This is a genomic window from Pseudomonadota bacterium (assembly GCA_041395565.1).
In the GTDB taxonomy this organism is placed as follows: domain Bacteria; phylum Pseudomonadota; class Gammaproteobacteria; order UBA9214; family UBA9214; genus UBA9214.
In genome coordinates this window covers 188,076-213,909 of the sequence record JAWLAI010000004.1, presented here as the reverse complement: position 1 = coordinate 213,909, position 25,834 = coordinate 188,076, and the positions used below count along the sequence as shown (strand labels likewise).

The 25,834-nt window shown below is 63.6% G+C and carries 25 protein-coding genes and 1 tRNA gene; 10 read left to right on the top strand and 16 right to left on the bottom strand.

Annotated features, from left to right (window positions below; all coding sequences use genetic code 11):
* Positions 1–292 precede the first annotated feature (292 nt).
* Positions 293–901: a DUF502 domain-containing protein gene (locus R3F42_06865; protein MEZ5541747.1), complete on the top strand. Its 609-nt coding sequence runs from the start codon at positions 293–295 to the stop codon at positions 899–901.
* A gap of 179 nt (positions 902–1,080) precedes the next feature.
* Complete coding sequence (locus R3F42_06860; GenBank protein ID MEZ5541746.1) at positions 1,081–1,782, top strand: methyltransferase domain-containing protein; 702 nt, start codon at positions 1,081–1,083, stop codon at positions 1,780–1,782.
* 7 nt (positions 1,783–1,789) lie between these two features.
* Here R3F42_06860 and ppnN read toward each other — a convergent pair whose 3' ends face one another.
* Complete coding sequence (ppnN, locus tag R3F42_06855) at positions 1,790–3,160, bottom strand: nucleotide 5'-monophosphate nucleosidase PpnN (GenBank protein ID MEZ5541745.1); 1,371 nt, start codon at positions 3,158–3,160, stop codon at positions 1,790–1,792.
* Between the two features lie 294 nt (positions 3,161–3,454).
* Between ppnN and R3F42_06850 the strand changes: the two genes are divergently transcribed.
* The gene (locus R3F42_06850; protein ID MEZ5541744.1) at positions 3,455–4,177 is read left to right on the top strand and encodes a hypothetical protein; all 723 of its coding nucleotides are present in this window, start codon (positions 3,455–3,457) and stop codon (positions 4,175–4,177) included.
* 187 nt (positions 4,178–4,364) lie between these two features.
* On the opposite strand, the gene R3F42_06845 is transcribed toward R3F42_06850, so the two are convergent.
* Both R3F42_06845 and R3F42_06840 read right to left on the bottom strand, forming a co-directional pair.
* On the bottom strand, positions 4,365–6,548 hold the full coding sequence (locus R3F42_06845) for a YgiQ family radical SAM protein (protein MEZ5541743.1): 2,184 nt from the start codon (positions 6,546–6,548) through the stop codon (positions 4,365–4,367).
* Between the two features lie 393 nt (positions 6,549–6,941).
* Positions 6,942–7,655, bottom strand: a complete 714-nt coding sequence (locus R3F42_06840) for a cytidylate kinase-like family protein (protein MEZ5541742.1) — start codon at positions 7,653–7,655, stop codon at positions 6,942–6,944.
* A gap of 218 nt (positions 7,656–7,873) precedes the next feature.
* Between R3F42_06840 and R3F42_06835 the strand changes: the two genes are divergently transcribed.
* Positions 7,874–8,758 carry a DMT family transporter gene (locus tag R3F42_06835; GenBank protein MEZ5541741.1) on the top strand — a complete coding sequence of 295 codons (885 nt, stop codon included), beginning with the start codon at positions 7,874–7,876 and terminating at the stop codon, positions 8,756–8,758.
* Between the two features lie 273 nt (positions 8,759–9,031).
* On the opposite strand, the gene R3F42_06830 is transcribed toward R3F42_06835, so the two are convergent.
* Positions 9,032–9,688: a hypothetical protein gene (locus R3F42_06830; protein ID MEZ5541740.1), complete on the bottom strand. Its 657-nt coding sequence runs from the start codon at positions 9,686–9,688 to the stop codon at positions 9,032–9,034.
* Positions 9,689–9,820: 132 nt separating this feature from the next.
* On the opposite strand from R3F42_06830, the gene R3F42_06825 reads away from it, so the two are divergent.
* Positions 9,821–10,387 carry a hypothetical protein gene (locus R3F42_06825; GenBank protein ID MEZ5541739.1) on the top strand — a complete coding sequence of 189 codons (567 nt, stop codon included), beginning with the start codon at positions 9,821–9,823 and terminating at the stop codon, positions 10,385–10,387.
* 53 nt (positions 10,388–10,440) lie between these two features.
* On the opposite strand, the gene R3F42_06820 is transcribed toward R3F42_06825, so the two are convergent.
* From R3F42_06820 to pcnB, 10 genes are all read right to left on the bottom strand, one after another.
* Positions 10,441–10,929 (bottom strand): TlpA disulfide reductase family protein, encoded by a 489-nt coding sequence (locus tag R3F42_06820; protein ID MEZ5541738.1) that lies wholly within the window; start codon positions 10,927–10,929, stop codon positions 10,441–10,443.
* 34 nt (positions 10,930–10,963) lie between these two features.
* Complete coding sequence (locus R3F42_06815; protein ID MEZ5541737.1) at positions 10,964–11,521, bottom strand: hypothetical protein; 558 nt, start codon at positions 11,519–11,521, stop codon at positions 10,964–10,966.
* A 111-nt stretch (positions 11,522–11,632) separates the two neighbouring features.
* Entirely contained in the window at positions 11,633–12,127 is a 495-nt protein-coding gene (locus R3F42_06810; GenBank protein ID MEZ5541736.1) for a hypothetical protein, read from the bottom strand.
* A gap of 74 nt (positions 12,128–12,201) precedes the next feature.
* Positions 12,202–12,507, bottom strand: coding sequence for a hypothetical protein (locus tag R3F42_06805; protein ID MEZ5541735.1), 306 nt, complete (start codon positions 12,505–12,507; stop codon positions 12,202–12,204).
* 175 nt (positions 12,508–12,682) lie between these two features.
* On the bottom strand, positions 12,683–13,063 hold the full coding sequence (locus tag R3F42_06800; protein ID MEZ5541734.1) for an aspartate 1-decarboxylase: 381 nt from the start codon (positions 13,061–13,063) through the stop codon (positions 12,683–12,685).
* Between the two features lie 103 nt (positions 13,064–13,166).
* Entirely contained in the window at positions 13,167–14,018 is an 852-nt protein-coding gene (panC, locus tag R3F42_06795) for a pantoate--beta-alanine ligase (GenBank protein MEZ5541733.1), read from the bottom strand.
* 8 nt (positions 14,019–14,026) lie between these two features.
* Positions 14,027–14,836, bottom strand: a complete 810-nt coding sequence (panB, locus tag R3F42_06790; protein ID MEZ5541732.1) for a 3-methyl-2-oxobutanoate hydroxymethyltransferase — start codon at positions 14,834–14,836, stop codon at positions 14,027–14,029.
* A gap of 31 nt (positions 14,837–14,867) precedes the next feature.
* Complete coding sequence (locus tag R3F42_06785) at positions 14,868–15,518, bottom strand: deoxynucleoside kinase (GenBank protein MEZ5541731.1); 651 nt, start codon at positions 15,516–15,518, stop codon at positions 14,868–14,870.
* The gene (gene folK, locus R3F42_06780) at positions 15,518–16,009 is read right to left on the bottom strand and encodes a 2-amino-4-hydroxy-6-hydroxymethyldihydropteridine diphosphokinase (GenBank protein ID MEZ5541730.1); all 492 of its coding nucleotides are present in this window, start codon (positions 16,007–16,009) and stop codon (positions 15,518–15,520) included. The genes R3F42_06785 and folK overlap by 1 nt, the downstream gene beginning before the upstream one ends.
* Positions 16,006–17,334 (bottom strand): polynucleotide adenylyltransferase PcnB, encoded by a 1,329-nt coding sequence (gene pcnB, locus R3F42_06775; GenBank protein MEZ5541729.1) that lies wholly within the window; start codon positions 17,332–17,334, stop codon positions 16,006–16,008. Before pcnB ends, folK begins: the two co-directional genes overlap by 4 nt.
* Positions 17,335–17,420: 86 nt before the next feature.
* On the opposite strand from pcnB, the gene R3F42_06770 reads away from it, so the two are divergent.
* Positions 17,421–17,495 (top strand) — tRNA-Glu (locus R3F42_06770).
* 454 nt (positions 17,496–17,949) lie between these two features.
* On the opposite strand, the gene R3F42_06765 is transcribed toward R3F42_06770, so the two are convergent.
* Positions 17,950–18,909: a GSCFA domain-containing protein gene (locus tag R3F42_06765; GenBank protein MEZ5541728.1), complete on the bottom strand. Its 960-nt coding sequence runs from the start codon at positions 18,907–18,909 to the stop codon at positions 17,950–17,952.
* A 372-nt stretch (positions 18,910–19,281) separates the two neighbouring features.
* Complete coding sequence (locus R3F42_06760) at positions 19,282–22,320, bottom strand: hypothetical protein (GenBank protein MEZ5541727.1); 3,039 nt, start codon at positions 22,318–22,320, stop codon at positions 19,282–19,284.
* A gap of 494 nt (positions 22,321–22,814) precedes the next feature.
* Between R3F42_06760 and R3F42_06755 the strand changes: the two genes are divergently transcribed.
* Genes R3F42_06755 through R3F42_06740 form a run of 4 tightly spaced genes read left to right on the top strand, consistent with a single transcriptional unit; the run spans position 22,815 to position 25,802 of the window.
* Complete coding sequence (locus tag R3F42_06755; protein MEZ5541726.1) at positions 22,815–23,243, top strand: hypothetical protein; 429 nt, start codon at positions 22,815–22,817, stop codon at positions 23,241–23,243.
* A gap of 2 nt (positions 23,244–23,245) precedes the next feature.
* Positions 23,246–24,025, top strand: a complete 780-nt coding sequence (locus R3F42_06750; protein MEZ5541725.1) for an ABC transporter permease — start codon at positions 23,246–23,248, stop codon at positions 24,023–24,025.
* Entirely contained in the window at positions 24,022–24,669 is a 648-nt protein-coding gene (locus tag R3F42_06745; protein ID MEZ5541724.1) for an ABC transporter ATP-binding protein, read from the top strand. The genes R3F42_06750 and R3F42_06745 overlap by 4 nt, the downstream gene beginning before the upstream one ends.
* Positions 24,669–25,802, top strand: a complete 1,134-nt coding sequence (locus R3F42_06740; GenBank protein MEZ5541723.1) for a hypothetical protein — start codon at positions 24,669–24,671, stop codon at positions 25,800–25,802. The genes R3F42_06745 and R3F42_06740 overlap by 1 nt, the downstream gene beginning before the upstream one ends.
* The last annotated feature ends 32 nt before the right edge of the window (positions 25,803–25,834 follow it).

Here is a 25,834-nt window from a genome sequence, read left to right as displayed (position 1 = left end):
CACCGTGCCGGCCCCGTTGCCGCAGTACCTGCCAGCCCGATGGCGCGCCGTCGCAACATCGATCGTGTCCACCGCCTGTCCCGACCGGTAGCGGACCCACGCACGGTAGCCATACGGCGGGTTACGGTCACGGCGCGCGGCAGTACGCAATGCAGCGCGCGCCAGGCGCCTGCCGCGCCACGCGCGTACGCCGTTGCGAATCGCCCGGCCATTTCGTGTTACCTTCCCGGGCAACGCGGCGGGCACAGACGCCTGCACATGACGCTATCGGCACCTGGAGGAGGCGGCACAGATGGTGAAATTCATAAGCAAGCATATCCTGACCGGCCTGGTGACGATCCTGCCCGTGGTGCTCACGCTCTACCTGTTGTACTGGCTGGTGATCTCGGCGGAGTCCGCTCTCGGCAGCCTGATCCGGCTCTGGCTGCCGGAAGGTCTCTACCGACCCGGCATGGGCGTCGTGACCGGTCTGCTGGCAACGTTCCTGCTCGGACTGCTGATGCACGCGTGGGTGGTGCGCCGCCTGTTCGCGCAGGGCGAACGACTGCTTTACCGTATTCCGGTGATCAAATCGATCTACCCGGCGCTGCGCGATTTCCTGAATTATTTCTCGCCTAACAGCAAGAAGGAGTTCGATCAGGTCGTGGCAGTCAGGCTCGGGGACACCGGCATGGAGGTGATCGGTTTCGTTACCCAGGCGGACAGCGACAGACTCCCGGCGGATTTCCGCACCCCGGATAGCATCCTCGTCTACCTGCCGCTCAGCTACATGATCGGGGGCTATACCGCACTGATACCGCGCAGCGCGATCCGGCCGGTGGCCATGAACATGGAGGAAGCGATGCGCTTCACACTGACCGCGGGCGTCACGGGCGCCTCCCGCCACGGCGCCAGGGACTGACCGGCCGCGCAGCGCGGCGACGCCCGTCGCACGCAAGCACCGGCATTGCGCCGCGCCAGCGGGTACCTCTGTGAAGCCGGTGTCCGCCGCGGCGATGTTCCCCGCTGCAGCAGTGCTGGCGCAGCGACGCAATGCGGATCTCCCTGGCCCTGTGCGCGCCAACGACTATGCTGTCAGACATGACCAGCCCGCCCCGCCGTCGTCGGTTGCTGTTGCCCCTGCTCGCCCTGCTGCTGATCGCGGCCGCAGCACCGGCGCAGCAGCAGAGTGTCCGACCCGGCATCAATCGCGCCTACGAACACCCCGACTGGCAGCAATGGGTCAGCACCTTCGAACGCCGCGGCCGCGAGGTATACGACCGGCGCGCGGAGATCGTCGCCGCCAGCGGCGCCCGGCCCGGGCTGGACGTGGCGGACATCGGTGCCGGCACCGGCCTGTTCACCCGGCTGTTTGCGCGCGCGGTTGCGCCCGGCGGTACGGTCTACGCCGTCGACATCTCCGCGACCTTCATCGGCAATATCCTGCGCACGTGCCGGGAGCAGGGCCTGGACAATGTCCGGGGCATCGTCAATTCGGGCCATGCAACCGGCCTGCCTGACGCCTCGATCGACCTGGCCTTCGTGACCGCCACCTATCATCACTTCGAATATCCAGCCGACATGCTCGCCTCCATCCAACGCACCCTGCGCACCGGCGGCCGGCTCATCATCATCGATTTCCGCCGCGACCCCCGTATCAGTTCACCCTGGGTGATGGCACATGTACGCGGCGACCGCGCCGCGGTCATCCGCGAGGTGCAGGCTGCCGGGTTCCGCCTGGTCGACGACAAGCCGCTGCTGCGCACCAATTACTTTCTGGAGTTCCTGAAATCGGGGCAGTGACGGAGTTCTATTTGACGATCCGGTAGCACGGCACGTATTCGGTGCCCGGCAGCTTCATGCGCTGCTGCGCGACGAATGATTTGAGCAGGGAATCGAGCGGTTCGAGGATGCTGCTGTCACCGCGGATCTCGAAGAGGCCATATTTCTCTATGGCGCGGATGCCCTCGTTCTTGACGTTGCCGGCGACAATACCGGAGAAGGCACGACGCAGATTGGCGGCGAGGGTGTGGCCCGGCAGGTCGCGATGCAGTTGCAGGTTACGCATGTTCTCGTGCGTCGGCGCGAACGGGCGCTGGAATTCCAACTCGATCCTGACCGACCAGTTGAAGTAGTAGGCATCGTCGCGGTGCTTGCGGTACTCGCGCACCTCGGCAATGCCGCGCTTCATGTCCTGCGCCACGCGCACCGGGTCATCGACGATGATTTTGTAGCGACGCTGCGCATCGGGTCCGAGCGTGGCACCGATGAAGGCGTCGATGTCGCGGAAATAGTCGGCGGCCCCGGCCGGACCGGTGAAGATGAGCGGGAACGGCAGCCTGGCGTTGTCCGGGTGCAGCAGGATGCCGAGCAGGTAGAGAATCTCCTCGGCGGTACCGACGCCACCGGGAAAGACCACGATACCGTGCCCCATGCGCACGAAGGCCTCCAGGCGCTTCTCGATATCCGGCAGTATCACGAGGTCGTTGACGATCGGGTTGGGCGACTCGGCCGCGATGATGCCCGGCTCGGTGATCCCGAGGTACTGGCCGTCACGGATGCGCTGCTTGGCGTGACCGATGGTCGCGCCCTTCATGGGCCCCTTCATCGCACCGGGACCGCAGCCGGTACAGGTATCCAGGCCGCGCAGCCCCATCTGGTAGCCGACTTCCTTGGTGTAGTCATATTCCTCGCGGCTGATCGAATGACCGCCCCAGCACACGACCAGACGCGGATTGGTCATGGGACGCAGGATGCCGGCGTTGCGCAGCATGTGGAACACGGCATTGGTGATGCCTTCCGAGGTCACCAGGTCGAACTTGGGATTCGTGGCGATCTTGTCACTGACATAGACGACGTCACGCAGCACCGCGAGCAAGTGCTCGCTGATGCCCTTGATCATGACCCCGTCGACGAAGGCGCTGGCCGGCGCGCCGGTGACCTTGAGCTTGATGCCGCGTTCCTCCGGGATGATCTGGATGTCGAAGGACTTGTAGCGTTCCAGCAGCTCCTTACCGTCATCCAGCATGCTGCCGACGTTGAGCACCGCCAGTGCGCAGTTGCGCAGCGTGTTGTACAAACCGCCCTTGCTGGTATCGAGGAGTTTGGTGACCTCGGCCCTGGACAGCACCTCGAGGCTGCCCTGTGGCGTGATCACGGCATCGACGGTTTCATACGGCATGATTCTCCACCCATAGGGACTACCGGACACCCGGTCAGGCGGTGAACGATATAACCACGGCGTGTGGTTTGCAAAGTCCGTGCATGGTCGATTCCGACGCGGAATCAGTGACCTGAGACTCAAAACGGGCTCGACACGCACGCCAGTCGGGCGGCGCACTGGCAGCGCTTGACCGGAATCCATTGGCAACGGCGGAATAATGGCACATTATCGGCAGGCGCAGCGGACTGCGCCGACGTGCGCGGTGCCACCGCACCGGATAAATCCCCAACAGTACCCAAGGAGATTTTACTCTTGAAACGAACACTCCAGATTTCCGGCATGCTTGCCGCCACGATGCTGGCCGGCTTGCTGTTGACGAGCGCGGCCGAGGCCGGCGGCATGGGCATGGGCAGTTCCTCCAATCGTGGCCCCGACCGTGACTACGGCTACGGTCCGCGCCAGGGCAGCGGTTCGGGCTTCGGCATGGGCAGTCGCAGCTACCGTGACTACGGGCGCGAGCGTGGCTACTACGATCCGCGCGAAGGTTACGGTCAAACCTGGCAGGAGCGTTACCAGAACCGTTACGGCTACGGACCGGATGCAGGTCCCGGGCCCGCGACCGGTCAGGGTCAGGACAACGAAAGGCGGCCTGACAAGGGCATGGGCGTCAGCCGCAGCAACCGCGACTACGGCGGTGACCGCGGCGTCGGACCGCGCGAGGACAGCGGCTCCGGGTTCGGCATGGGCAGCCGCAGCAACCGCGACTACGGCCGTGACCGCGGCGTCGGACCGCGCGAAGACAGCGGCTCCGGGTTCGGCATGGGCAGCCGCAGTAACCGCGACTACGGGCGCGAGCGTGGTTACGGACCGGACCATGACTCCGGCAGCGGTTTCGGCATGGGCAGCGGTGGCAACCGCGACCGTGGCTACTACGACCCGCGCAATGGTGCGGGTCAGACCTGGCAGGAACGCTACCAGTACCGCTACAGCCCGGAGACCGGCTACGGCCCGGGCTACGGCACACCGACCCGCTAGTCCGGCACCCGCCATCCACCCCGGGGATCGGGCACTACGCCCGGTCCCCGCATTTGGAGTTCAGTCTCCGCTCCGCCCACGCAATCAGTTCCCCGCCGCCTGCCAGCTCGGCACGGGCGTGACACAGCGCACGGCAGGCGCACCGTTCGGAGTCTAGCCGGAGGGTGCGGGAGTGATACGGCGGACGTCAGCGCCCGCCGCGCGGTGGCAGACCGGTATGCTGCGTACGTGCCTTGCCGCCACGGGTACGGCGCTGGTGCGCATGGGCGGAATTCTTCCGGCGCGGCGCTTGATACGCCTGCAGCCGGTCGGGCTGGTGCGCAGGAACGAGCTGGTCCGGACCGTCGCCGATCAGGTCTGCACGACCCATCCGCTGCAGCGCCGCGCGCAGTAACGGCCAGTTGTGCGGATCGTGGTAGCGCAGGAAGGCCTTGTGCAGACGCCGTTGCGCCGGGTCCTTCGCGGTCACCACCGCCTCGCTCTTGTAGGTCACGCGCGCGAGCGGATTGCGGCCGGAGTGGTACATGGCGGTAGCGGTCGCCATCGGCGCGGGATAGAAGGCCTGCACCTGGTCGGCGCGGAAGCCGTTGCGTTTCAGCCAGCGCGCGAGCGCAAGCATGTCGGCATCGGTGGTACCGGGATGCGCGGCGATGAAGTACGGTATCAGATACTGCTCCTTGCCGGCCTCGCGCGAGAATTTCTCGAACAGCGCCTTGAAACGGTCGTAAGCGCCGATACCCGGCTTCATCATCTTCGATAGCGGCCCGTCCTCGGTGTGCTCGGGCGCGATCTTGAGGTAGCCGCCAACGTGGTGGCTGACCAGTTCCCGCACATACTCCGGGTCCTCGATGGCAAGATCGTAACGCACCCCCGAAGCGACCAGCACCTTCTTGATCCCCGGCAAGCGGCGGGCGGCGCGGTAGAGTTGCGTCAGCGCAGCATGGTCGGTCTCCAGATTCGGGCAGATACCGGGGTAGACGCAGCTCGGTTTGCGGCAGGCGCGCTCGACTTCCCGGCTCCTGCAGGCGATGCGGTACATGTTCGCGGTCGGCCCGCCGAGGTCCGATATCACGCCGGTGAAACCAGGCACCCGGTCGCGGATGGTCTCGATCTCGCGCAGGATGGAGGCCTGCGAGCGGTTCTGGATGATGCGACCCTCGTGCTCGGTAATGGAACAGAAGGTGCAACCGCCGAAGCAGCCACGCATGATGTTGACGGAGAAACGGATCATCTCGTAGGCGGGAATGCGCGCAGCCTTGTAGGCCGGATGCGGCACGCGCGCATAGGGCCGGTCGAACACGTAATCCATTTCCTGCGTGGTGAGCGGCAACGGTGGCGGATTGAGCCAAAGGTCCACGCCACCGTGACCCTGTACCAGCGCCCGCGCGTTGCCGGGATTGGTCTCCAGATGCAGCACGCGACTGGCATGGGCGTAGAGCACGGCGTCGTTGCGCACCTTTTCGAACGAAGGCAGCCGGATTACGGTGCGCGCGCGATCGAGTTTCGGATGCAAGAGTTCAACCAGCGGGTTGCCGTTCGGGTCCAGGCCGAGCCAGGCATTGTTGCGGCGCTGCCGCTCGCAATCCGTGATTTCGTCGCTGCGCTGGTAGGGATTGACCCGTGCCTCGACCCGGCCCGGTCGGTCGATACGGCTGGAGTCGATCTCGGTGAAATCCGGCGGCGTGTCGTGACGCAGGAAGACCGTACCGCGGATATCGGTGATGCGTTCGATTCGCTCCCCTGCCGCCAGCCGGTGTGCCAGCTCGACCACGGCGCGCTCGGCGTTGCCGTACAGCAGCATATCGGCCTGCGCATCGACCAGCAGCGAGCGGCGCACGCCGTCCTGCCAGTAATCGTAGTGCGCGATACGGCGCAGCGAGGCCTCGATCCCGCCCAGCACCACGGGCACGTCCGGCCAGGCCTCGCGCACGCGCTGGGCATACACGAGTGTGCAGCGATCCGGTCGCGCCCCGCCCTGACCGTCCGGGGTATAGGCATCGTCCGAGCGCGCTTTGCGGTCGGCCGTATAGCGGTTGATCATCGAGTCCATGTTGCCGGCGGTGATGCCGAAGAACAGCGTCGGCCGGCCGAGCGCCGCGAAGTCCGCCGCTGAATGCCAGTCGGGCTGGGCAATGATCCCGACGCGGAAACCCTGGTCCTCGAGCAGCCGGCCGATGATCGCCATGCCGAACGAGGGATGGTCGACATAGGCATCGCCCGTCACCAGGATGATGTCGCAGGCATCCCAGCCGAGCTCGTCCATCTCCGCGCGCGACATGGGCAGAAACGGCGCGCTGCCAAAGCACTCCGCCCAGTACTTCGAATAGTCGTACAGGGCGGTGACGGTCTTGGCATCAATGCTGGCGGACATGGCGGTTACCGGGGTTTACTGTGGCTAGTGTATAGCAAGCACAGCAGTTTCGCCTGCCGGCGGGTCCCTGCTGGCGCGGAAAATGCCCAAAATTCCCGCTCACGCAATGACGCCAAGGTGCAAGGAAGAATGAGCGTCATAGGGCGCACAGAGTTAACAACCCGTGGCAGCTGCCCGGGATTCAGGGATGCTATTCGATTGCATGCTAATCGCTGTGACGCCCGGCAGCGGGAGGGTCGAGCAGTGTCGCGGAAATCTTTCCCGCTGAGCATCCCGCAGGATGCCGGTATCACAGACAGGCCCTGTCCCTGTGCGTTCTGTGTCCGCCGCCACGAGCGGTGTTGGTGTTTGCGGCTTGGCGCCTTGCGCGAAAGGATATCCGGCCCAGCCCGCTCAGGCCTGGCGCAGGAGATCGGCGGGGATATCGTAGCCGGCCGTCTGCATGGCGTTGAGAATCATGCCGACCATCTGCTCCACACTGAATCGGTCCGAGTTGATGACGAGATCGTAGACGCTGAGATCCGTCTCCTCCACCCCGAAGTATTTGCGTGCGAACTCCCCACGCTGCCGGTCGACGCTCAGGACACGCTCGCGGGCCGCAGTGAGTTCGATCTGCTCGCGCTCGGCAATGCGCGTGGCACACGCCTCGGTACTGCCGATGACCCGCACGCGGAAGGCCCGCTCGGGTCCGAGGATCAGGTGCGCACCGCGCCCGACGATGACGCCACCCTTGTTCGAGATATTCATGATCACCTTGATCAGGTGGTCCAGATAACGCTGGTCACCCAACGCCTGCCCGCTGAACACGGTTTTCCAGGGCGCCAGCGCGGAGTGGCGGACGGTTTCATCGAGCCTGGTGACAAGATCGATATCGACGGCGGCACGCCGCGCCACCGCCTCGAGGATGTCGCGATCACAGCAGCGTACACCGAGACGGTCGGCCAGTGCCTGGGCCACCAGCTTGCCCTGGGAACCGTACCCCCGCGACATGGTGACGACATAGGTCGCCTTGCGCGCAAGCACCGCACGCTCTTCGGCGGCCTTGCGTTCCTTGGCGAGATCGACGCCGATCAGGGCGTCTATCAGACGTTCTGCACTGCATTTCATTCCAGTTTACCTGTCGTGTCCGGATCGGTTCCGGCTGCGGCAGCAGCCGTAACCGCGGGGAGGCATCATGTACGCGGGACACCGCTGCTGCGGAAACAAGACCATTGTAGCGAATACCGGCCCGATTATCGCCTCTCGCGAACCGCAGCCGGGGTGCGGGGAAGCGGTATACTTCCGCCTGCAACCGCGAACCGTCCGGGAACCTGCCTCATACCGCCATGACCTGGCTTGAACTGACGCTGCTGTCCGCCTTCTTTCTCGCCAGCGCCGATGCCCTGTCGAAACGGTATCTCGCCCACTACCGGCCAGGTGAACTCGTGCTGGTACGTTTCGGCGCGGGTGGCGCATTGCTGCTGCCGGTACTGCTGCTGCAACCCTGGCCGGTACTGCCGGTAGAATTCTGGTTCTGGGTGGCCGGGCTCATGCCACTCGAGATTCTGGCCATGTGGCTCTACATGCAGGCGATCCGCGAATCACCCCTGTCGCTCACCCTGCCCTATCTCGCCTTCACCCCGGTGTTCAACGTGCTGACCGGTTATGCCGTGCTCGGCGAGCAGGTCAGCCGGCAGGGTTTCGCCGGCATCCTGCTGGTGGTCTGCGGGGCCTGGCTGCTCAACCTGCAGGCGGCGCGCCAGGGCACGACCTGGCGGGTGTTCGCGCCGTTTCGTGCCATCACCCGCGAGCGGGGTTCGCGTCTGATGCTGTTTACGGCCGCGATCTACAGCCTGACCTCGGTCCTCGGCAAGGCCGTGCTGCAGTACACCACACCGGCGTTCTTCGGGCCGCTCTATTTCGTGGCGGTGGGCGGTGCATCCGTGCTGGTGTTCGGTCACCGCAGCCTCGGCAACTGGCGCGCCATGCACCGGCACCCGCTGATACATCTCGCGATCGGCGGCTGCATGGCGATCATGGTCGTCACGCACTTTTTCGCCATCGGCCAGGTCGAGGTCGCCTACATGATCGCGGTCAAGCGCACCAGCCTGCTGTTCGGCATGCTCTACGGTGCCTGGCTGTTTCATGAGCGTGGCCTGCTGCGGAACCTGGCGGCGGGGCTGCTGATGGTGGCCGGCGTGTTCCTGATCGCCGGAGCGGGCACCGGGTGAGCGCCATGCGGCAACAACAGAACATGATCCCGCGCCGGGCCGCAAAGGGACCAGGTACGACAGCGCCGCCACAGCGCGCACTGCGGCGGAAATGTCTGGAATTGCGCGGCTAGCGGGTCAACAGCAAACCGCCTCCAGGCCGGTTCAGTGGTTCAGTCTGATCTGACCGGGCGAATCTCGGAATGGCGGCAATAGAGTCTCTGTATAGGCCTTACCCGCAGTGGCATTCATTGATCCTGGCCTTTGTGCGCCCCGGCACGCGTTGATCAGAAATTACTCCCGGGCGGCGAACTGCAGTTCGATGGTCAGCATGCCCTCGAACAGGGCATCGACCTGCAGCACACCGGACCCGTCCGTAACCGCGAATCCGGGCTGCGGATCCGGCGTGACCGACCGCAGCGTCAGGCGGTTTGCCGGCCATTCGACCCGGTAGTCGAGCCGTACCGGATAGTAGCCGTCGAGAAAGCGGCGATGGAACGGGCCGCTCCGCAGCCGGTAGCCGCCGGCAGCATCCGGTATCAGCACCTGCACTTCGGCCCGGACACACACCTCGGCGCCTGCCCTTATCCCGGTGAGCTCTACCCCGTCGCCGGCCACGAACGCCGCATCAACACCGCTAACCGAGACGATGCGCAGCCCGCGCATGTGCTGATAGCGGTACTCGATCGCCAGCGCTGCCACGGGATCCAGATCAGCGTGGCACTGCTCGAGTTCGACCCAGCCGCCGGCCAGACTTTCTGCACGGATATGCAGGCGGTTACGTGTCCGCAGGACGCGGGTCGGCGGGGTGTCCTGCAGCAGGTGCAGGGCCCCTTCGTTGACGGCTGACGCATCCCTGCCGGCACCGGTCCCGAACCCGTCCGCCGCCGCGCAGCCGGCGACCAGGAGCACGCCAGCGAGCATGGAAACGGTGGATTTCGCTGCGGTCATGGGCCCCAGCCTAGCCCCGCTGCGGGCAGCATGCACCCCTGCAGGATGAAAGGACGCTCAAGTGTGCCGCCGCTCGCGCCGAAAACCGTACTGGATTCACGACCTTCCCATCCCAAGAGACGGTTGAGACAGATGCAGAAAGACAAACGCAAGGGCGAACAGGCGATACCCGAGAACCTGCGTCAGGTGCTGACCCCGGCACAGGCGAAGACGCTGGACGAGATCCGGATGCTGGGATGGCAGCTGAAATTCGTGCGCCGCCCCCTGTTCCTGGATCCGGTCCCGGTGGTGAGCAATGCCAAGAACGACCAGATCGGTATCCTTGATCCGGACGGGAAGATCAATATCGACCCCGATTTCAGGCTACGCGACGACAATGACGCGGAGACCGGCGGTCATGGCCCGAACTGGCAGGAAAAACGCCGTGGCCAGCCACCCGTACCGGGCAACCTCAAGGACATCCTCAATGAGCAGCAGCTGATATCCCTGCGCCAGATCGAGAACTTCGGCTGGCAGCTGCACTTTGTGCGCCGCCCCTTGTTCCAGGACCCGGTGGTGGTGATCGTCAGCGCCGAGGGCGACCGCTTCGGCACCCTGGAGGCGGACGGCCGCATCGAGATCAAGCACCTGTTCGATGTCCGCGATTCCGGTCCCGGGATCCATTCCGGCCCCGCGGCCGGACCAGCCAGCAGGAAATAGCGCAAGTCCCGCGCACCGGCCCCGCCCCGGCGTGGCCACGGCGTGCCTGCCGTTCAGGGCGTGAGCAGACTCTCGATCAGCCCACGCACCCCGGGATGCGCGAAATCCCGGCCCCCGACCGCGCGGTAGACAATGCGGCCCTGGGGATCGACGAGGAACGTCGTCGGCAGACCGCGCACCCCCCAGGCATCCGCCACCCGGCTGTCGGGATCGAACAGGATGGGGAAGCTGGGAAAGACGTTCAGTTCGCCCATATAGGAAAACACGTGATCGGCGTCCTCCCACTGGTTGAGGGCCAGCACCTTGAGCCCCCGTTCGCCGTAGTCTTGGTACAGACGCTCCAGGGCAGGCATCTCCTTGCGACAGGGTGGACACCAGGTCGCCCAGAAGTTGACCAGGACCCAGCTGCCCCGGTAGCCGGAAAGGCTATGCCGCTCCCCATCCATGTCGGCCAGCGTGAATTCCGGCGCGTCGACCGGCGCCGCAAGCGGTGCGAGGGTATCACTCAGCTCCGGCACGGCCTCCTGCGCGACTGCGGCCATGGCGATCCCCGACAGGATAGCGAATAAAAATACTCTATTTATCAATTTGTTCTGACGCACACCGCATGTCTCTTATAACACGATTGACGGCCGCCCCGTCCTGCGTCCAGCCATAGTGCAGATCGAAACGGGTGCCCGGCGGCAGCTTCACGGTGGTGAAGCCCTGCCCCCAGTCCCCGACCTGGAAGGTCTGCGCCTCGGGCAGCAAGGTCCAGCGGAACGCGATACCCTGGTCACGCCATTCACCCACCCATTCCGATTTGGTCTTGCCGGCATGGGCCACGCCGTCCGCCGTCACATAGCGCCAATCCGCCACGTTATAACCGAGCGGTGCCGCCGAGCGGTTGCGCACGATCGTGCCGAAGACACAGTAACCGGCGACGTCTTCGACGATTTCCCGCGGCAGCCCCTTGGCCGCGAATACCGCCCGCACGAAGTCCGGCAGCAACTGGATCAGCTCGATGGCGAATGCCTGATCCTCCACCTGCCAGGTCGCCAGCCCGGATACCGGGTCGACCTCGTGTACGGCATCGGCGGCGCCCGCCGGCAAGGTCAGCGCGAACAGCACGCACAACAGCGCCGCGCGCTTCACAAGGCCGAACCCAATTTACAATCGTGCGCCGACACCGCCGCGCGCGGCGGCGCTGCACCGCTGCGCGCACGGATCGATGGCTGTGCCGGCGTGGGAACCGCCCGTCGCGGGTCAATAGGTTGCAATCCGGGCAGGCTCGCGCTTCCAGGAACCGTCCGGCTGCAGGCAGGCGGTGCCATAGGCCGGCACATTCCTGCCGCCGACCACGACCGTGGTCTGATACTCACGCTCCTGCAGGCAGCTCGCGGCTGCAGCCTGGTCGACGTAACCATCGGTTTCCGCCACGCCGGCAACGCCCTGCGGATAGTAGCGGGAGGAATAGTCGTAACCGGCGCCGTGCTGGGCATTGTTGATCGCATAACCCAGGATACCGCCGACCACCAGGCCGAGCAGCAGCTTTTCGCCATCATCGTCGTCATGGTAGTAACGGGTGATGTGGCGGTCTTCATGGCGATCATAGTGCCGGTCACGGTACTGATACCGGTGGTCATGGCGATCACCGCGGTCACGGTAACCCTCGCCACGGCGGTCAGCCGAAGCGGCCCCCGGGACGGCCAGGGAAAGGGCGATCGCAGCAGCCAGCAGGGAACGGGGACTGATGTTCATGGCAGTATCCTTTTCAAGTTTGTCCGGTATGGATTAACGCGCCGGCCGCGGCAAGGGTGACGCGGCCGCCGCCGTTACCGGCCGTAGTAGTAGTCGTTGTAGCGCGGGGCCGTGACTGCGTAGCCCAGTATGCCGCCGACCACCAGGCCGAGCAGCAGATCGTCGTCATCATGATCATGCCGGTAGTAGCGGGTGACATACCGGTCCGGATAGTAGCGGCGGTCGTGGTGCCGCTCACGGTAGCCGTGACGGTAACCGTGCCGGTCGCCGTGGTCATAGTAACGATCGCCGCCGCGGCGGTCGGCCGAGGCCGCGCCGGGCAGGGCCAGGGCGATGCTGAGTGCTGCAGCCAACAGGGAACGGGAGGATGGTATCTTCATGGCGGTGTCCTGTGTGGTGGTTACCTGGTACGTGTTAACGTGCCGGCAGCGGAAAGGGTGACACGGACAGTGAATTTGCAGCACCCGTCCGCGCAGGCAGACGGCAGCACCCAAATGCTAAAGCGCCCGATAAGAAACCGGGCGCAAGCATTTCATTTGTTTATCATTACCCCGCTCATGCCACCTGTACAGGGATCGCGTTGCGCCGTCCCTTGATGCGGTTGTCTGCATCGAGGTAAACCAGCGTCGGCCGGAACACCGCCGCTTCCTGCTGCGACAGGATGGCGTAGGTGCAGATGATGATGCGATCGCCCGGATTCGCCTTGTGGGCCGCCGCCCCGTTCACGGAGATGATGCCGGAATGATCCTCGGCGCGGATGGCGTAGGTGGTGAAGCGTTCGCCGTTGTTCAGGTTGTAGATCTGGATCTGTTCGTATTCCTGGATATTGGCCGCCTCGAGCAGGGCACCGTCAATGGCGCAGGAACCCTCGTATTCGAGTTCCGCATGGGTGACATTGGCGTGGTGGAGCTTGGATTTCAGCAAGGTGATCTGCATGGGCGTCGTTGCATCCTGTCTGGCTGCCGGCGAGGGCGTGATTATGCTGTCTGCAACATGAGACTGCAACAATCGGAGATAGTTTCAACCTGAGAAATGCCAGTCATTGTATTGTTATTCTTAGATTATCTATCAGCCGCGCCCGCCCGAGTGCGGCCGCGGCCAGCACGATGAGCACGCGATCGGCCTGACCGGGTTCAGCCAGGTCTGCGGCGCGGCGGATGCTGACATAGTCCGGGGAGAAACCGGCCTCCCGCAGCTGCCCGGCAGCGGCCCGCTCCAGCCCGGCGAAATCCCGCTCCCCCGCCGTGACGACGCTCTGCACATCGAGCAGGGTCTGGTAGAGCTGCGGCGCGAGACCGCGCTCGACCCGATCGAGGTAGCTGTTGCGCGAACTCATGGCCAGGCCATCCGGCTCGCGCACCGTCGGCAGGCTGTCGATCCGGATCGGCAGACACAGGTCTGCGACCATGCGCCGGATCAGCAGCAGCTGCTGGTAGTCCTTCTCCCCGAACACGGCACTGTCCGGCTGCACCAGATTGAACAGTTTTGTCACCACCGTACTGACCCCGTCGAAATGCGTCGGCCGGTGGGCACCCTCGAGGATCGCATTGAGTCCCGGCACCACGACGCGGCTGCTGCGTTCGATCCCGTCCGGGTAGATATCCGCAACAGCGGGCAGGAACAACAGGTCCGCACCGGCCTGCCGCAAGGCCGCCTCGTCAGCAGCCAGGGTCACCGGATAGCTGGCCAGGTCTTCCTGCGGACCGAACTGCATGGGATTGACGAACACGCTCACCACGACGCGGTCGGCGCCGGCACGGGCCCGCGCCACCAGCGCCAGGTGACCCGCATGCAGGTTGCCCATGGTCGGGACGAAGGCGATGCGCTCGCCGGCTGCGCGCCAGGAACCGGTCAGCGCACGTAGGGGTGCGATGGCAGTGACGGTTTCCATGCGCTGCTTCAGTAGCAGTGCTCGGGCGCCGGGTAGGTACCGGACTTGACGGCGGCGACAAAGGCACGCACCGCCCCCGCGATGCTGCCGCCGTCGGCCAGAAAATCATGTACGAAGCGTGGCAGCCGGCCGGCGCTGATGCCGAGCATGTCATACAGCACCAGCACCTGCCCGTCGCAGTCCGGCCCCGCGCCGATGCCGATAGTGGGGATGGCAACGGCGCGCGTGATCTCCGCCGCCAGCGTGGCCGGCATACATTCCATGACGAGCAGCCCGGCACCGGCTTCCTCCAATGCCCGCGCATCCGCGTGCAGGGCTTGCGCCGAGTCGGCGTCGCGACCCTGCACCCGGTAACCGCCGAATTGCGCCACCGATTGCGGCAGCAGGCCGATGTGCCCGCACACCGCGATCCCGGATGCCACCAGGTGCGCGACGGTCTCCGCCATCACCCGGCCGCCTTCCAGCTTGACCATGTGCGCCCCGCCCTCTTCCACCAGCCGCCGGGCGTTGACCAGCGCCCGGTCCGGGTCGGCATAACTGCCGCTGGGCAGATCGACCACGCGCCAGGCGCTGCGTCCGGCCCGGGCAACGTTCGCGGCATGCTGGACCATGTCCTGCATGGTGACCGGCACGGTCGAGTCATAGCCCATGAGCACCATGCCCAGCGAGTCGCCGACGATGAACAGTTCCACGCCGGCCGCCTCCAGCAAGCGGGCAAAGCCGGCGTCGTAGCAGGTCAGGCTGGCGATCTTCTCGCCGCGCGCCTTCATGTCCTGCAGGCTTCCCAGAGTGACAGGTGTCGGCATGGCGTTTGTCATCTCAACAGCACCTCACGGCAGCGCCCGCGCGCTAGATCGCCGCCGACAGCGGATTGAAGTACTGCGTGCCCTTCTGTGCATGCTGGATCTGTTCCAGCAGGGCCTGGTAATCCGCCTCGCTGTCGACCAGGTTGATATGCGCCGCGTTAACGATCAGCAGCGGCGCCGCATCGAAGTGCAGGAACATGCGGGCGTATGCCTCGGACAGCCGGTGCAGATAGGCTGAGTCGATCCGCCGTTCGTAGCGGATACCGCGGCGCGCGATGCGCTTGAGCAGGACGTCGACCGGCGCCTGCAGGTAGATCACCAGGTCCGGCACCGGCGCATCGACGGTGACGTGTTCGTAGACCTGCTCGTAGAGCCTGAGTTCGTCCGCGTCCAGCGTCAGCTCCGCGAACAGGCGATCCTTCTCGATCAGGAAATCGGAGACCCGCACCGGCTGGAACATGTCGGCCTGGCGCATGGCCTGCATCTGGCGTGCGCGCTGAAACAGGAAGAACAGCTGCGCCGGCAGCGCGCCCGCACGTGGATCCTGGTAGAAGCGTTCCAGGAACGGGTTTTCGTCGGCGCCTTCGAGCAAGAGGTCGCTCTCGAAACTCTCGGCCAGACGGCGCGCGAGACTGGTCTTGCCGACGCCGATCGGCCCCTCCACCACGATATAACCGGGACGCCAGGCGCTCATCAGCCGGCGGCCAGTCTGCGGAGCGAATGGTTCTCGACCTTGCTGATCAACATGTGCAGCCTTCCCTTGCCCGGGATGTTGAGGTTGCCGGCGATCTCCGCCAGGGGAATGATAACAAAGTCGCGTTCATGCAGTCCCGGGTGCGGCACCCGCAGCCCGGGGACGTCGATCACCGCGCTGCCGTACAACAGCAGGTCGAGATCCAGGCTGCGTGGCCCCCACCTGGCAGCGCCGCGTCTGCGCCCCTGTCGAGCCTCGATCACCTGCATGGCCGCCAGCAGTGCCGGTGCCGCCAGCCCGGTATCGAGCGCCGCCGCGGCATTGACGAAGTCGGGCTGATCCTGCGGCCCCATGGGCCGGCTGGCATAGAGTGCGGAATTCGCGACCAGCACGGTGTCCGGAAGCTCGGCGAGTGCGCTGAACGCCGCCTGCACCTGCGCGACCGGATCATCCTGATTGCTGCCGATGCCTATATAGGCACGCTCCGTCACGAAGCCGGTTCCCGGGCCGCCTTGCGACGTGACCGGCCGCCGCGCCGGCGCCGGCGCGCTGGCTTGCCGGTCTCGGCCGTGGCACGCTGCTCCGGTTCGAGCTCCTGGAATTCGGTCCACCACACGCACACCTCGCGCGCGACCTCGCCCGCATCGCCGCGCAGCAGCAGGAAGTCGTACGCGGCGCGGAAGCGCGGGTGCGCCAGTACCCGCTGGCTGCGGCGTCCGCCTTTTTGCTGCAGCCGCAGCTGCAGCATCCAGATCTCGCGCATGGGCAGGGTGAAACGGCGCGGCAGGGCCATCACCCGGGCTTGCTCCTCGATGATCTGCGAACCGGCATGCTGCAGGGCCTGCGCCGGATGCTGGCCCTGCGCCTCGAGCGCGGCCGCGCGGGCGCGCACCGGCTCCCACAGCAAGACGGCGAACAGGAACGCCGGCGTTACCGGCTTCCCGCCCTCGATCCGCGCATCGGTATTCTCCATGCCGCGGCCGATGAAGGTGATCGGGAAGCTGTTTTCCTCGTGCGCGAGCGCCTCCTCGGTCAACGGGAACAACCGGCCGAACAGGTAGTAGTGCCGCAGCATCTCGAAGTTGGCCAGTGCGCAGCCGTTGAGGAACAGCTTCAGCACCTCCTCGAACAGGCGCGCCGGCGGGATATCGTCCAGCAGGGACGCCAGGGTCTTGATCGGGGCCTCGGTCTCGGGATGCAGGCGAAAGCCCAGCTTGGTCGCGAACCGCACCGCTCGCAGCATGCGCACCGGGTCCTCGCGGTAACGCACCTCGGGATCGCCCAGCAGCCGCAGCACGCCGGCCTCGATGTCGGCCATGCCGCCGGCATAGTCGATGATCGAGAAGTCCGCGATGTTGTAGTACAGGGCATTGACGGTGAAATCGCGGCGCAGCGCATCCTGCTCGATCGTGCCGTAGACGTTGTCGCGCACGATCCGGCCCTCGTCGTCGACGTGGTGTGCATCGCCGTTATTGGCACTGTCCTGCATGGCGCGGAAGGTGGCGACCTCGATGATCTCACGCCCGTACACCACGTGTGCCAGGCGGAACCGGCGGCCGATCAGGCGACAGTTGCGGAACAGGCGCCGCACGTCCTCGGGATGGGCGTCGGTCGCGACATCGAAGTCCTTGGGTTCCCGGCCCAGCAGCAGGTCGCGCACGCCGCCGCCGACCAGGTGTGCCTGGTAGCCGGATTCCTTCAGGCGGTACAACACCTTCAGCGCATTCTGGCTGATGCTGGCCCGGGATACGGGATGCGCCGACCGGGGAATGATGTTGGGTTCGCCGTGGCTGGGGCTCGGACCTGCGTCGCTCACTGTTGTTGCATGGGTGGAGTAGGTGTCGCTTGTGGATGGAAGGTGTCGGCGTATAATACCACTGCTTTCCAGCCCGTGGACCATATGCTCCCTTCGTCTAGTGGTTAGGACACTGGCCTCTCACGCCGGTAACAGGGGTTCGAATCCCCTAGGGAGCGCCATTAAATTCAAAGGCTTAGCGAGCCTCGGTAGCAGCCGTAACCGAACCGACGCGACTGATACCTCCAGGCTCCGCATCAACAAACCTATTCAGCGCCCCGTCAGCACACCATCCCTATGACAACCCGTATAGGGTGGCACAACTGTTGTTGTGTAGTACTCATTTTATGAGCTGGTGTATCTAATGTGAACGCTATTGCGAACATCGGACGAATATAATACAAATTTCGTATATATGCTGAATGTTGGAAATCGGCACCAAGTATGTTCTTTTCCACGATGGCGCCACAACGAATACTAAATTTACAATTTGCCAATCCGCATCAAAAGAACATCTCAAAAATGCTTTTTTATACTCGAAGCTTTTAAGGCTTTCGTTCTAATATGTAAGTTTATGTACGCAATTAACGTGAAATTGAATACTAGCAATTGAGCTAATAACAACTCCCGTACTTGTTAGTGAATAAAATATTCTCTAACGAATAAGTCAGTAATTTCTTTCACCAACTCAGCTCTAACATGTCTCCTATCAGGCATCCATGCAGCTTCTGGTTTACTGAGAACAACCATCTCATAGCTTGGAAAATAATCGCAGAATTCATACTCATTGATTAAAGAATCCGCTACAGCACGCAAAGTGCTTTTGGATACCATATTACGCAAAGCTATATCATGCCCTGTGAATGTAGCTACAAGAGGAACTGGACTCACGGTAATGACAATCCGTACGTGATCATTTTCACGTCGAACCAACTCAATTAAGCGACGTGAGAAATCAAGATTGTCATTATAATCCAAGACATGACACTCATATCGATCTGGAGTAGCACGAGCCGCATCCAGCGGAGTTATGTTTAGATACTTCCCCGTTTCTTTGTCATACCATGCTTCTGTAAGACCCAATGTTAGTATGAAGAAACCCGCCTCACGAATAAGAAGATTCGCAGCTAGAATCTTATTCCTTGCCTCTAGAAGCGCATCCCTTGTTTTATAAAATCCATTACCCGTATAGTCGATCCATTTCTCAGGCTTTACCTCTAAGCAGAGCGACTCGTCATAGCTGTCATCAATAGCCATCGCGAGCTCTTGCCAGATTGCAAATGCGTTGTATTTGTTTAGATGCGATGGCTCAACATTAATGCGTTGCGGTGAATTAACAACTTCGATCCCAGCAGACATCAATGCTCTTTCTACATTGCGAGCAAAACAAGAGCCCACTGTAAAAACGCGACTGTCTCTCGGAAGGCGGAAACGCGGAATGATACGTGGTGAAAACACCTCTGAATAAACTCTTTGGCCGGCATTCCCAGGAAGAGGATTCCGATAGCCCGGAAGTATTTCTCCCTCTGCCCAGGCAGTATATGGCTTACCACCTGAGAATATTTTTAACGCTTCCTCTGTCCTAAATTTACGCATAATCAATGCCAAGTTTAACGATAAAATTTATTCGACAAACAACGATACTGTATAGGTAAATTGATCGTAACCCAAGCAACAAATATGCCATTATCGTGGATAATTTTATTCAAATAAAATGACGGCTTCGACGAGAGATTTTCGACATTCGGAGAAATACTGTACATCAAATTCTCGAGCCGTCTTTTCGATAAAATGCTTAGATAGGCAACCGCGCAATTTGCCTGAGATATAAACGTTTGTAACTATCCTTGCGTAAGCATCTGACAATTGCTGCAAACGACAAACTTATCAACAGACCCGCACAACACCGAATCGCGACAATCCCAGCCACCGCCCCCCGTGGTGGCACGCCCGTGTTGCCGCCGCAGCTTACTGGCAGGCGCTCGCGTGCGCCAGCAGCACAGTATTCACGGTCCGCTGCTCATCCAGCCTGATCGTGTAGGGTGCGAAGCCGTCCGCGTAGACCTGCAGCTTGAACTGACCGTTCGCATCGAGGGGGATGTTCAGCGCATAGTTGCCGCCGCCGTCGCAGGAGAACATGTGCTGCCCGTTGGCCAGCACCAGCGCACAGACCGGCTGCTGGGTCTGCGCGTCCAGGATCCGGCCGGTGATGTTGCGGTACTGACCAGGCCAGGCCGTATTCACAGCGGGCGTATAGCTCGGATTGTGGTCAGGACAGGTCCCGGCGGCCGTCAGCACGATATTGTGCACACCGGACGTTTCGACATAGACGACATAGGGCCGGAAGCCGTCGGCATAGACCTGCAGCTTGACCCGACCGTCCGCTTCCCGCGGCAGGCCGGGCAGCGCAAACGCCCCGCTCGCATTGCAGGAATAGACATGGCGCCCGCTGGCCAGCACGATGGCGCACAGTGGCGATCCCGCCGCATTCGTGATGGTACCGTTCAGCGTGACCGGCGTATCCTGCAGGCTCAACGGATAATAATCGTAAAAGGTCTGGGTCATGCCGGTGGCGGCATTGCTGCTGGCGACCGCCAGCCGCAACGTGTAACCGCCCGGCGCGAGCTGCGCTGCATCCCAGGTGCCCAGTACCATGTCACGACCACCGCCCGGCCGGTGCTGCAGGCCGGCCACCGGCACCCAGTTTGCAAGCTGGTCGCAGACGAAGAAGTCCCGGCCCGCGCAGTAATCGATGCTGTAGGTCGTCGTCACGTCGCTGCCGCGACCGTTGACGGTATCGCCGCGCAGGACCAGCGGCACCCGGCGGTCGAAGGTGTCGCGCTCGGCACCGGGTAGCGCATTCGGCAGATAGTGCAGGTGCACGGCAATGGGCGAATAGAGCGGATCGCCGTACAGGATTCCCGCATTCCGGGTTTCGGCAAACCAGACGGCATCGCCCAACGGCAGGCCGCGCAGGAAATAGATCAGGGTCTCGTAGGGATGCGTGTCAAAGGAGCGGCCGTTGGAGATGCCGTGATGCGTCAGGTTGCCCCAGAAGGCGACGCCGTTGAGCCGGCCGAGAAAATTGGCCGCGGAGTCCCCCCCGGAGAGCTGGCGGTGACCCTCGCTAAAGCTCGGATTCTGCAACGGGACATTGACGCCGTCGATGGCCACCGACACGGTATCGATGGCCAGCTGGCCCTCGAATTCGACCGTGCTGAGAATGCGGACCTTGAACGCATCGAACAGCCGCTGCGGATGCCGGTGCAGTGCCGGGTCGAGGGTGTAGGTTGCCACCGCCTCGCCCCAGCTCACGCCGTCGGCGGGGGTCTGCGGTGCAAACAGGGATGCGGCCGGGGTACGCAGATAGTCGATCTGATTGTCGGCGGTGATCGTGACGTTCGCATCGCTGTACTCCGATTCATGCACCAGCAGCCATGCCTGCAGCGGCAGATCCCGGTTCAGATTCAATGCGCGATAGCGGAAACGTACCGTGACCACCTGCGGCGCAGCCGGATTCAGCGCCTGTTCCGGCACCGGCACAATCTGGCTGATCAGTATCTTGTTGCCGGTCGCACAGGCACCCTGCGGCGGTTGCCCCAGGTCGTCGCCACCGGCATAGCATCTTGCACCGGGCAGTTGCCGTGCATCCTCGAACCAGATGCTGTTGTTGTCATCGAAACCCGTATCCTCCCGCACCCGCGGCTCGCGGAAGGATATGCTGCCGGAAGAGATATGGTTCCAGCGGTCGGCGCCCGTGGCGACATCGACCGACCAGCCGGTCGGTGAGCCGTACATCAGCCCGAGCGGGAAGGACTGCAGGTTATAGCCCATGAAGCCGTCCGCCACGCGCACGCAGCGCGTGTCGATCTCGCGGAAGGCGTCGGTCGAAAGTGCCCGGCATAGCTGATCGGCCGGATCGCAGAGCGTTGCGCAGCTGTCATTGACCCGCCAGTTCAGCATGGTATCGAAGCTGTATTGCGAGCTGAAGCCGTCCGCGTAGCCTTGGTAGACCAGGGCGCGGTCCGCTCTCGGGATCGCCCCCCACGGGGTACCCGGGCCGGGTGAATTTCCGGTCAGGGGGGCGTTCTCGGTCAGGCGTGTCACGCAGTCCTGTGGCGATATCCCGTCACCGTCATGCGTCAGGCATTGCGGGTTGAGGCGGTGGGTCACCGCCAGCGTGTCGGGTGTAAGCAGGTCGCCAAACAGGCCGTGCAGGTACTGCCAGGACGGATACACCGTGCGGTACTGCCCGCCCGGCAGCCATTGCTTCCAGTACGCACCGCTCGCATTGGTGGCGCTGGCCAGCTTGCCGAAGCGGCTGCTCACCAGCTTGCCGTAGATACCGTTGCGCTCGGCGGCAAGCGCGCGATCCACCAGTTGTTTGGCGTTGTCGGCCGTAATACCGTCGATGCGACCGACGATGAACTCCCGGTCCCGCGCCGGGACGATGGTGCGCATGCCGCGGCCGTCGGTAAAATCCTCCGCGCGCTGGTTGCTACTGAACTCCGTATCCTGCGGGTAATAGTTAAGCAGCCAGAAGCGGAGATAGTTGTCGATGCTGGTGCGCGGCAGGTATGGCAGTGAACTGCCGGTGAATTCGAACTTGATCGGCACCCCGCGGGTCAAGACCAGGTAGCGAATACGTGTCAGGCGCCGGATCTGGTCGACGCTCTCGGGACAGTAGTACTTCGTGTAGCCGAGCGCGGTATCGCACACGACCGGCGGCTCGCTGCCACTCAACGTGTGCTGCTGCAGGAAACGGATGAGCTGGTCGCGCAGCGCGACGAACTGGTCCAGAGCGACCGTATCGACCGCCGGAAGATAGACCTGCGCGATATTGCCGGGATCGATGCCACGCTGCGTGCAGTAATAATCGCCCACCGCCGTGCCCTGCTCGGCATTGGCATTGACGACGATCAGGACGTCGTCACGCAGGATCTGCGCAGGCACACAGGCCGCTTGCGCCACCCCGCTCCAGAGCAGGGCAAGGCCCAGCAGCCACAATACCGAAGATCCCGCGTCCCTGCAGAAAAAACAAAATTCGCTTATTTTCAAAATTTTAACTACTATATTGCACACACAGCGACCCGGCGCACCGGCGTCTGTCGGGCCGTATTCGAGACCCTGCAGCGGCCGTGACCGGCAGGCGTCTGTACCGGAGGCATGGATTGCCATCGACCCCGGCGTCGCAACGCCGTCACAGGCGCGGACGGTTAATGCTAGCAGCCTCCACAGTGGTTGAGAAGCAGGCCGCGCGGGCGGCCACGCAGGCGGCAGGTAATGGATGCAGGATGCGGCACCGCCCAGTAAAATGCCCCACTGGCAGTTGCCGTGCGACCTGCTCGAGGCAGGGTAATGGCAACTGCGTCAATTACATCCAGATGACGCAGGAAGCATCGAACGACCATGGCTAATCACGTGCAGACAGCGGCCGTAGCGGCCACGCCGGATCCCACGCACCGCGCTGCCACCGCACTTCCGGTCACTTACCGCACGTCATGAACACGCAACAAGCGCAAGCGTATGCACCGGCACCCACCGCGAACCTGCATCGCCCAGGCCGCGTCCTGCTGCTTGGCATGCTCATCATCGTGACCGGGGGATGCACCGCCATCCCCGCGCAGGTGGCGGCGCCTGTGGACACGGCGGTGCCGGCACGCAGCACGGCTGCGGCGCTGAACGACCAGGACGCCGCCCTGCTGGCCGCCAGCACCGCTCTCGCGGACGGCCAGCGCACGACCTTCGACGGGCAGATCCTCGAGGCCGGCAGGCGCTATGATGCCGCCAGCGGCCGGTCGTGCCGTTACCTCAGGCTGCTCTCGGACAGCGGCACGCCTGCAGGCATGCCGCGGCTGGTGTGCAACCTCGGCGGAGCGCGCTTCCTCGCTGCCGATGTCTTCATCGTCGCGCCGGGAACCGACTGGTAGCCATGTCGCTCGGGGCCGGTCTGCAATCCCAGCTGCAGGTGATACACGCCCTGGTACTCCGGGAGACGCGCACCCGCTACGGTGCCCATCAGCTCGGCTATATCTGGGCCTTGCTGGAACCGCTGTTCTGGGTGCTGACCTTCTACGGCCTGTTCTACTTCAGCAACCGTCACCTGCCTTATGGCATGGACATCGTCAGTTTCATCACCACCGGTATCATCCCCTATCACCTGTTCCGGGAAACCATGAGCCGCTCGCAGTCGGCCATCAGCGCGAACAAGGGGCTGCTGTTCTACCCGCAGGTGCGCCCGCTGGACCTGGTGATCGCGCGGGTCAGTCTCGAGGTCGTCACCCTGATAACGGTATTTGCGATCATCATGGGCACGCACAGCCTGTACCTCGGCGAGCTGCACATCGACAGCCTGCTGGCAGTCATGGGCGGCATGTTGCTGGCCAGCCTGCTGGGCGCGGCCATCGGCATCTTTCTGACCGCGCTGGGCACGTACACCCGGCTGGTCGAACGTATCGTGCCGCTCATCATGCGGCCGATGTTCTTCATCTCCGGCCTGTTCTTCACCGCCAACGAGCTGCCGACCGCGGCGCGCGAACTGCTGCTGTGGAACCCGGTGCTGCACTGCGTGGAACTGGTCCGCGGCGGCTGGTTCCCCAGCTATCATGCGGTGCATGTCGATCTCGGTTACCTGCTGTTCTGGATTCTCGGTTTCGCCTACAGCGGACTGGTACTGGAGCGCATGGCGCGCCGGCGCCTGGAGCTGACATGATCGAGATCCGCCACGTCTCCAAGGCCTACCCGCTGCGGCACGGCATGAACCAGGTGCTGGACGACATCACCCTGGTCCTGCCGCCGGGCGAGAATATCGGCATCCTGGGGCGCAACGGCAGCGGCAAGTCCACCCTGCTGCGTATCCTGGCCGACATCGAACAGCCGGACAGCGGCGAAGTCATCCGGCACCGGCGCGTATCCTGGCCGATCGGCTTTACCGGCGGTTTCAACGGCAGCCTGACCGGCGAGGAAAACACCCGCTTCGTGGCGCGCATCTACGGTGCCGACGTGCGCCGGGTGTCGCGCTACGCGCACGACTTCTCGGAACTGCGGGACTATTTCCACATGCCGGTGCGCACCTACTCCACCGGCATGAAATCGCGCCTCGCCTTCGCCCTCAGCATGGCGATCGATTTCAGTGTCTATCTCATCGACGAGGTCACCGCCGTCGGCGACAAGCCGTTCCAGGACAAGTGCCGGAATGCCTTCCGTGAACGCCGCGAGCGCTCTTCCGTCATCCTGGTCTCGCACAACCTCGCCACGATCCGGCAGTTCTGCGACACCTGCGCCGTACTGATCGACGGCAAGCTGCAACTGTGCGCTTCCATCCAGGAAGCGGAGCAGCTCTACGAGGCGGCCTGATGGCAGCAGACACCAGACAGGACGACTTCGAGACCCTGCGCAAGGCCCGCGTGCGGCGACTGCAGCGGCTGTTTCGCTGGTGGGTCGGCATCCCCTCCCTGCTCGCCGTGCTCTACTACGGCCTGATCGCCAGCGACTATTACCAGTCCGAGGCGAAATACAGCATCCAGTCGGTCGACCGCAGCACGACGAGCGGCCTGGACTCGCTGCTCGGCACCCTGCCGGGCACGGGCTCGGACAAGGATGCCATGACGGTGCGTGATTACATCCTGTCGCGCGACGTGCTCGCGCGCCTGGAACGGGAGCACGGATTCATCAGGCACTACCAGGAGGCCGGGGACTGGTTCTCGAAACTGTCCCGCGATGCCAGCTTCGAGGACGCCTTCGACTATTACCTGGAGCGGGTAAACGTCGATTTCGACATGCAGTCCGGCATTTCCACGCTGTATGTGCGCGCACTCAACGCCGCGCAGGCAGCCGAATTCGCCGGCGCCATCCTCAAGTACAGCGAGCAGCTGGTCAACGAGCTGTCGCAGCGCGCGGAAATGGACCGGCTCGATCTCGCCCGCGACGAAGTACGTCTCGGCGAGGAGCGCCTGGCGGCCGCGCGCGCCGCGATTCTCAGCCGCCAGCTGGTTGCCAACGAACTGAACCCGGCCGATTCCGCAGCCGCGGTCATGGAGATCCGCACCCAGCTGGAAGCGGATCTGGCCAAGGCACAGGCCGAACTCACCGAGATCATCGGTTACATGCGCGCCGACTCACCGCGCGCCAAGGCGCTGCAGAACCGCATCGACTCGCTCAATGAGCAGATCGCGCGCGAAAACCGCAGGCTCACCAATCCGGAGGACGACAGCCTGAGCAGCACGATTGCCGGCTTCGAACCTCTGCTCATGGAGAAGGAGTTCGCCACCAAGGCATACGAGTCCGCGCTGGCGTCGCTCGAGGTCGCACGAACCGAGGCGGCGCGCCAGCACCGCTACCTGGCCACCATCGTCTCGCCGTCGGTACCGGACCAGGCGACGCACCCGCAGCGCCTCGTGAAGATCATCACCGTCGTGCTGGGCGTCATGCTGGCGTTCGGCATCGGGTCGCTCCTGATCGCGGCGATCCGCGAGCATGCGCGGATTTGAGTTAGAATCATCAGCCACCCGCGCATGCGCAG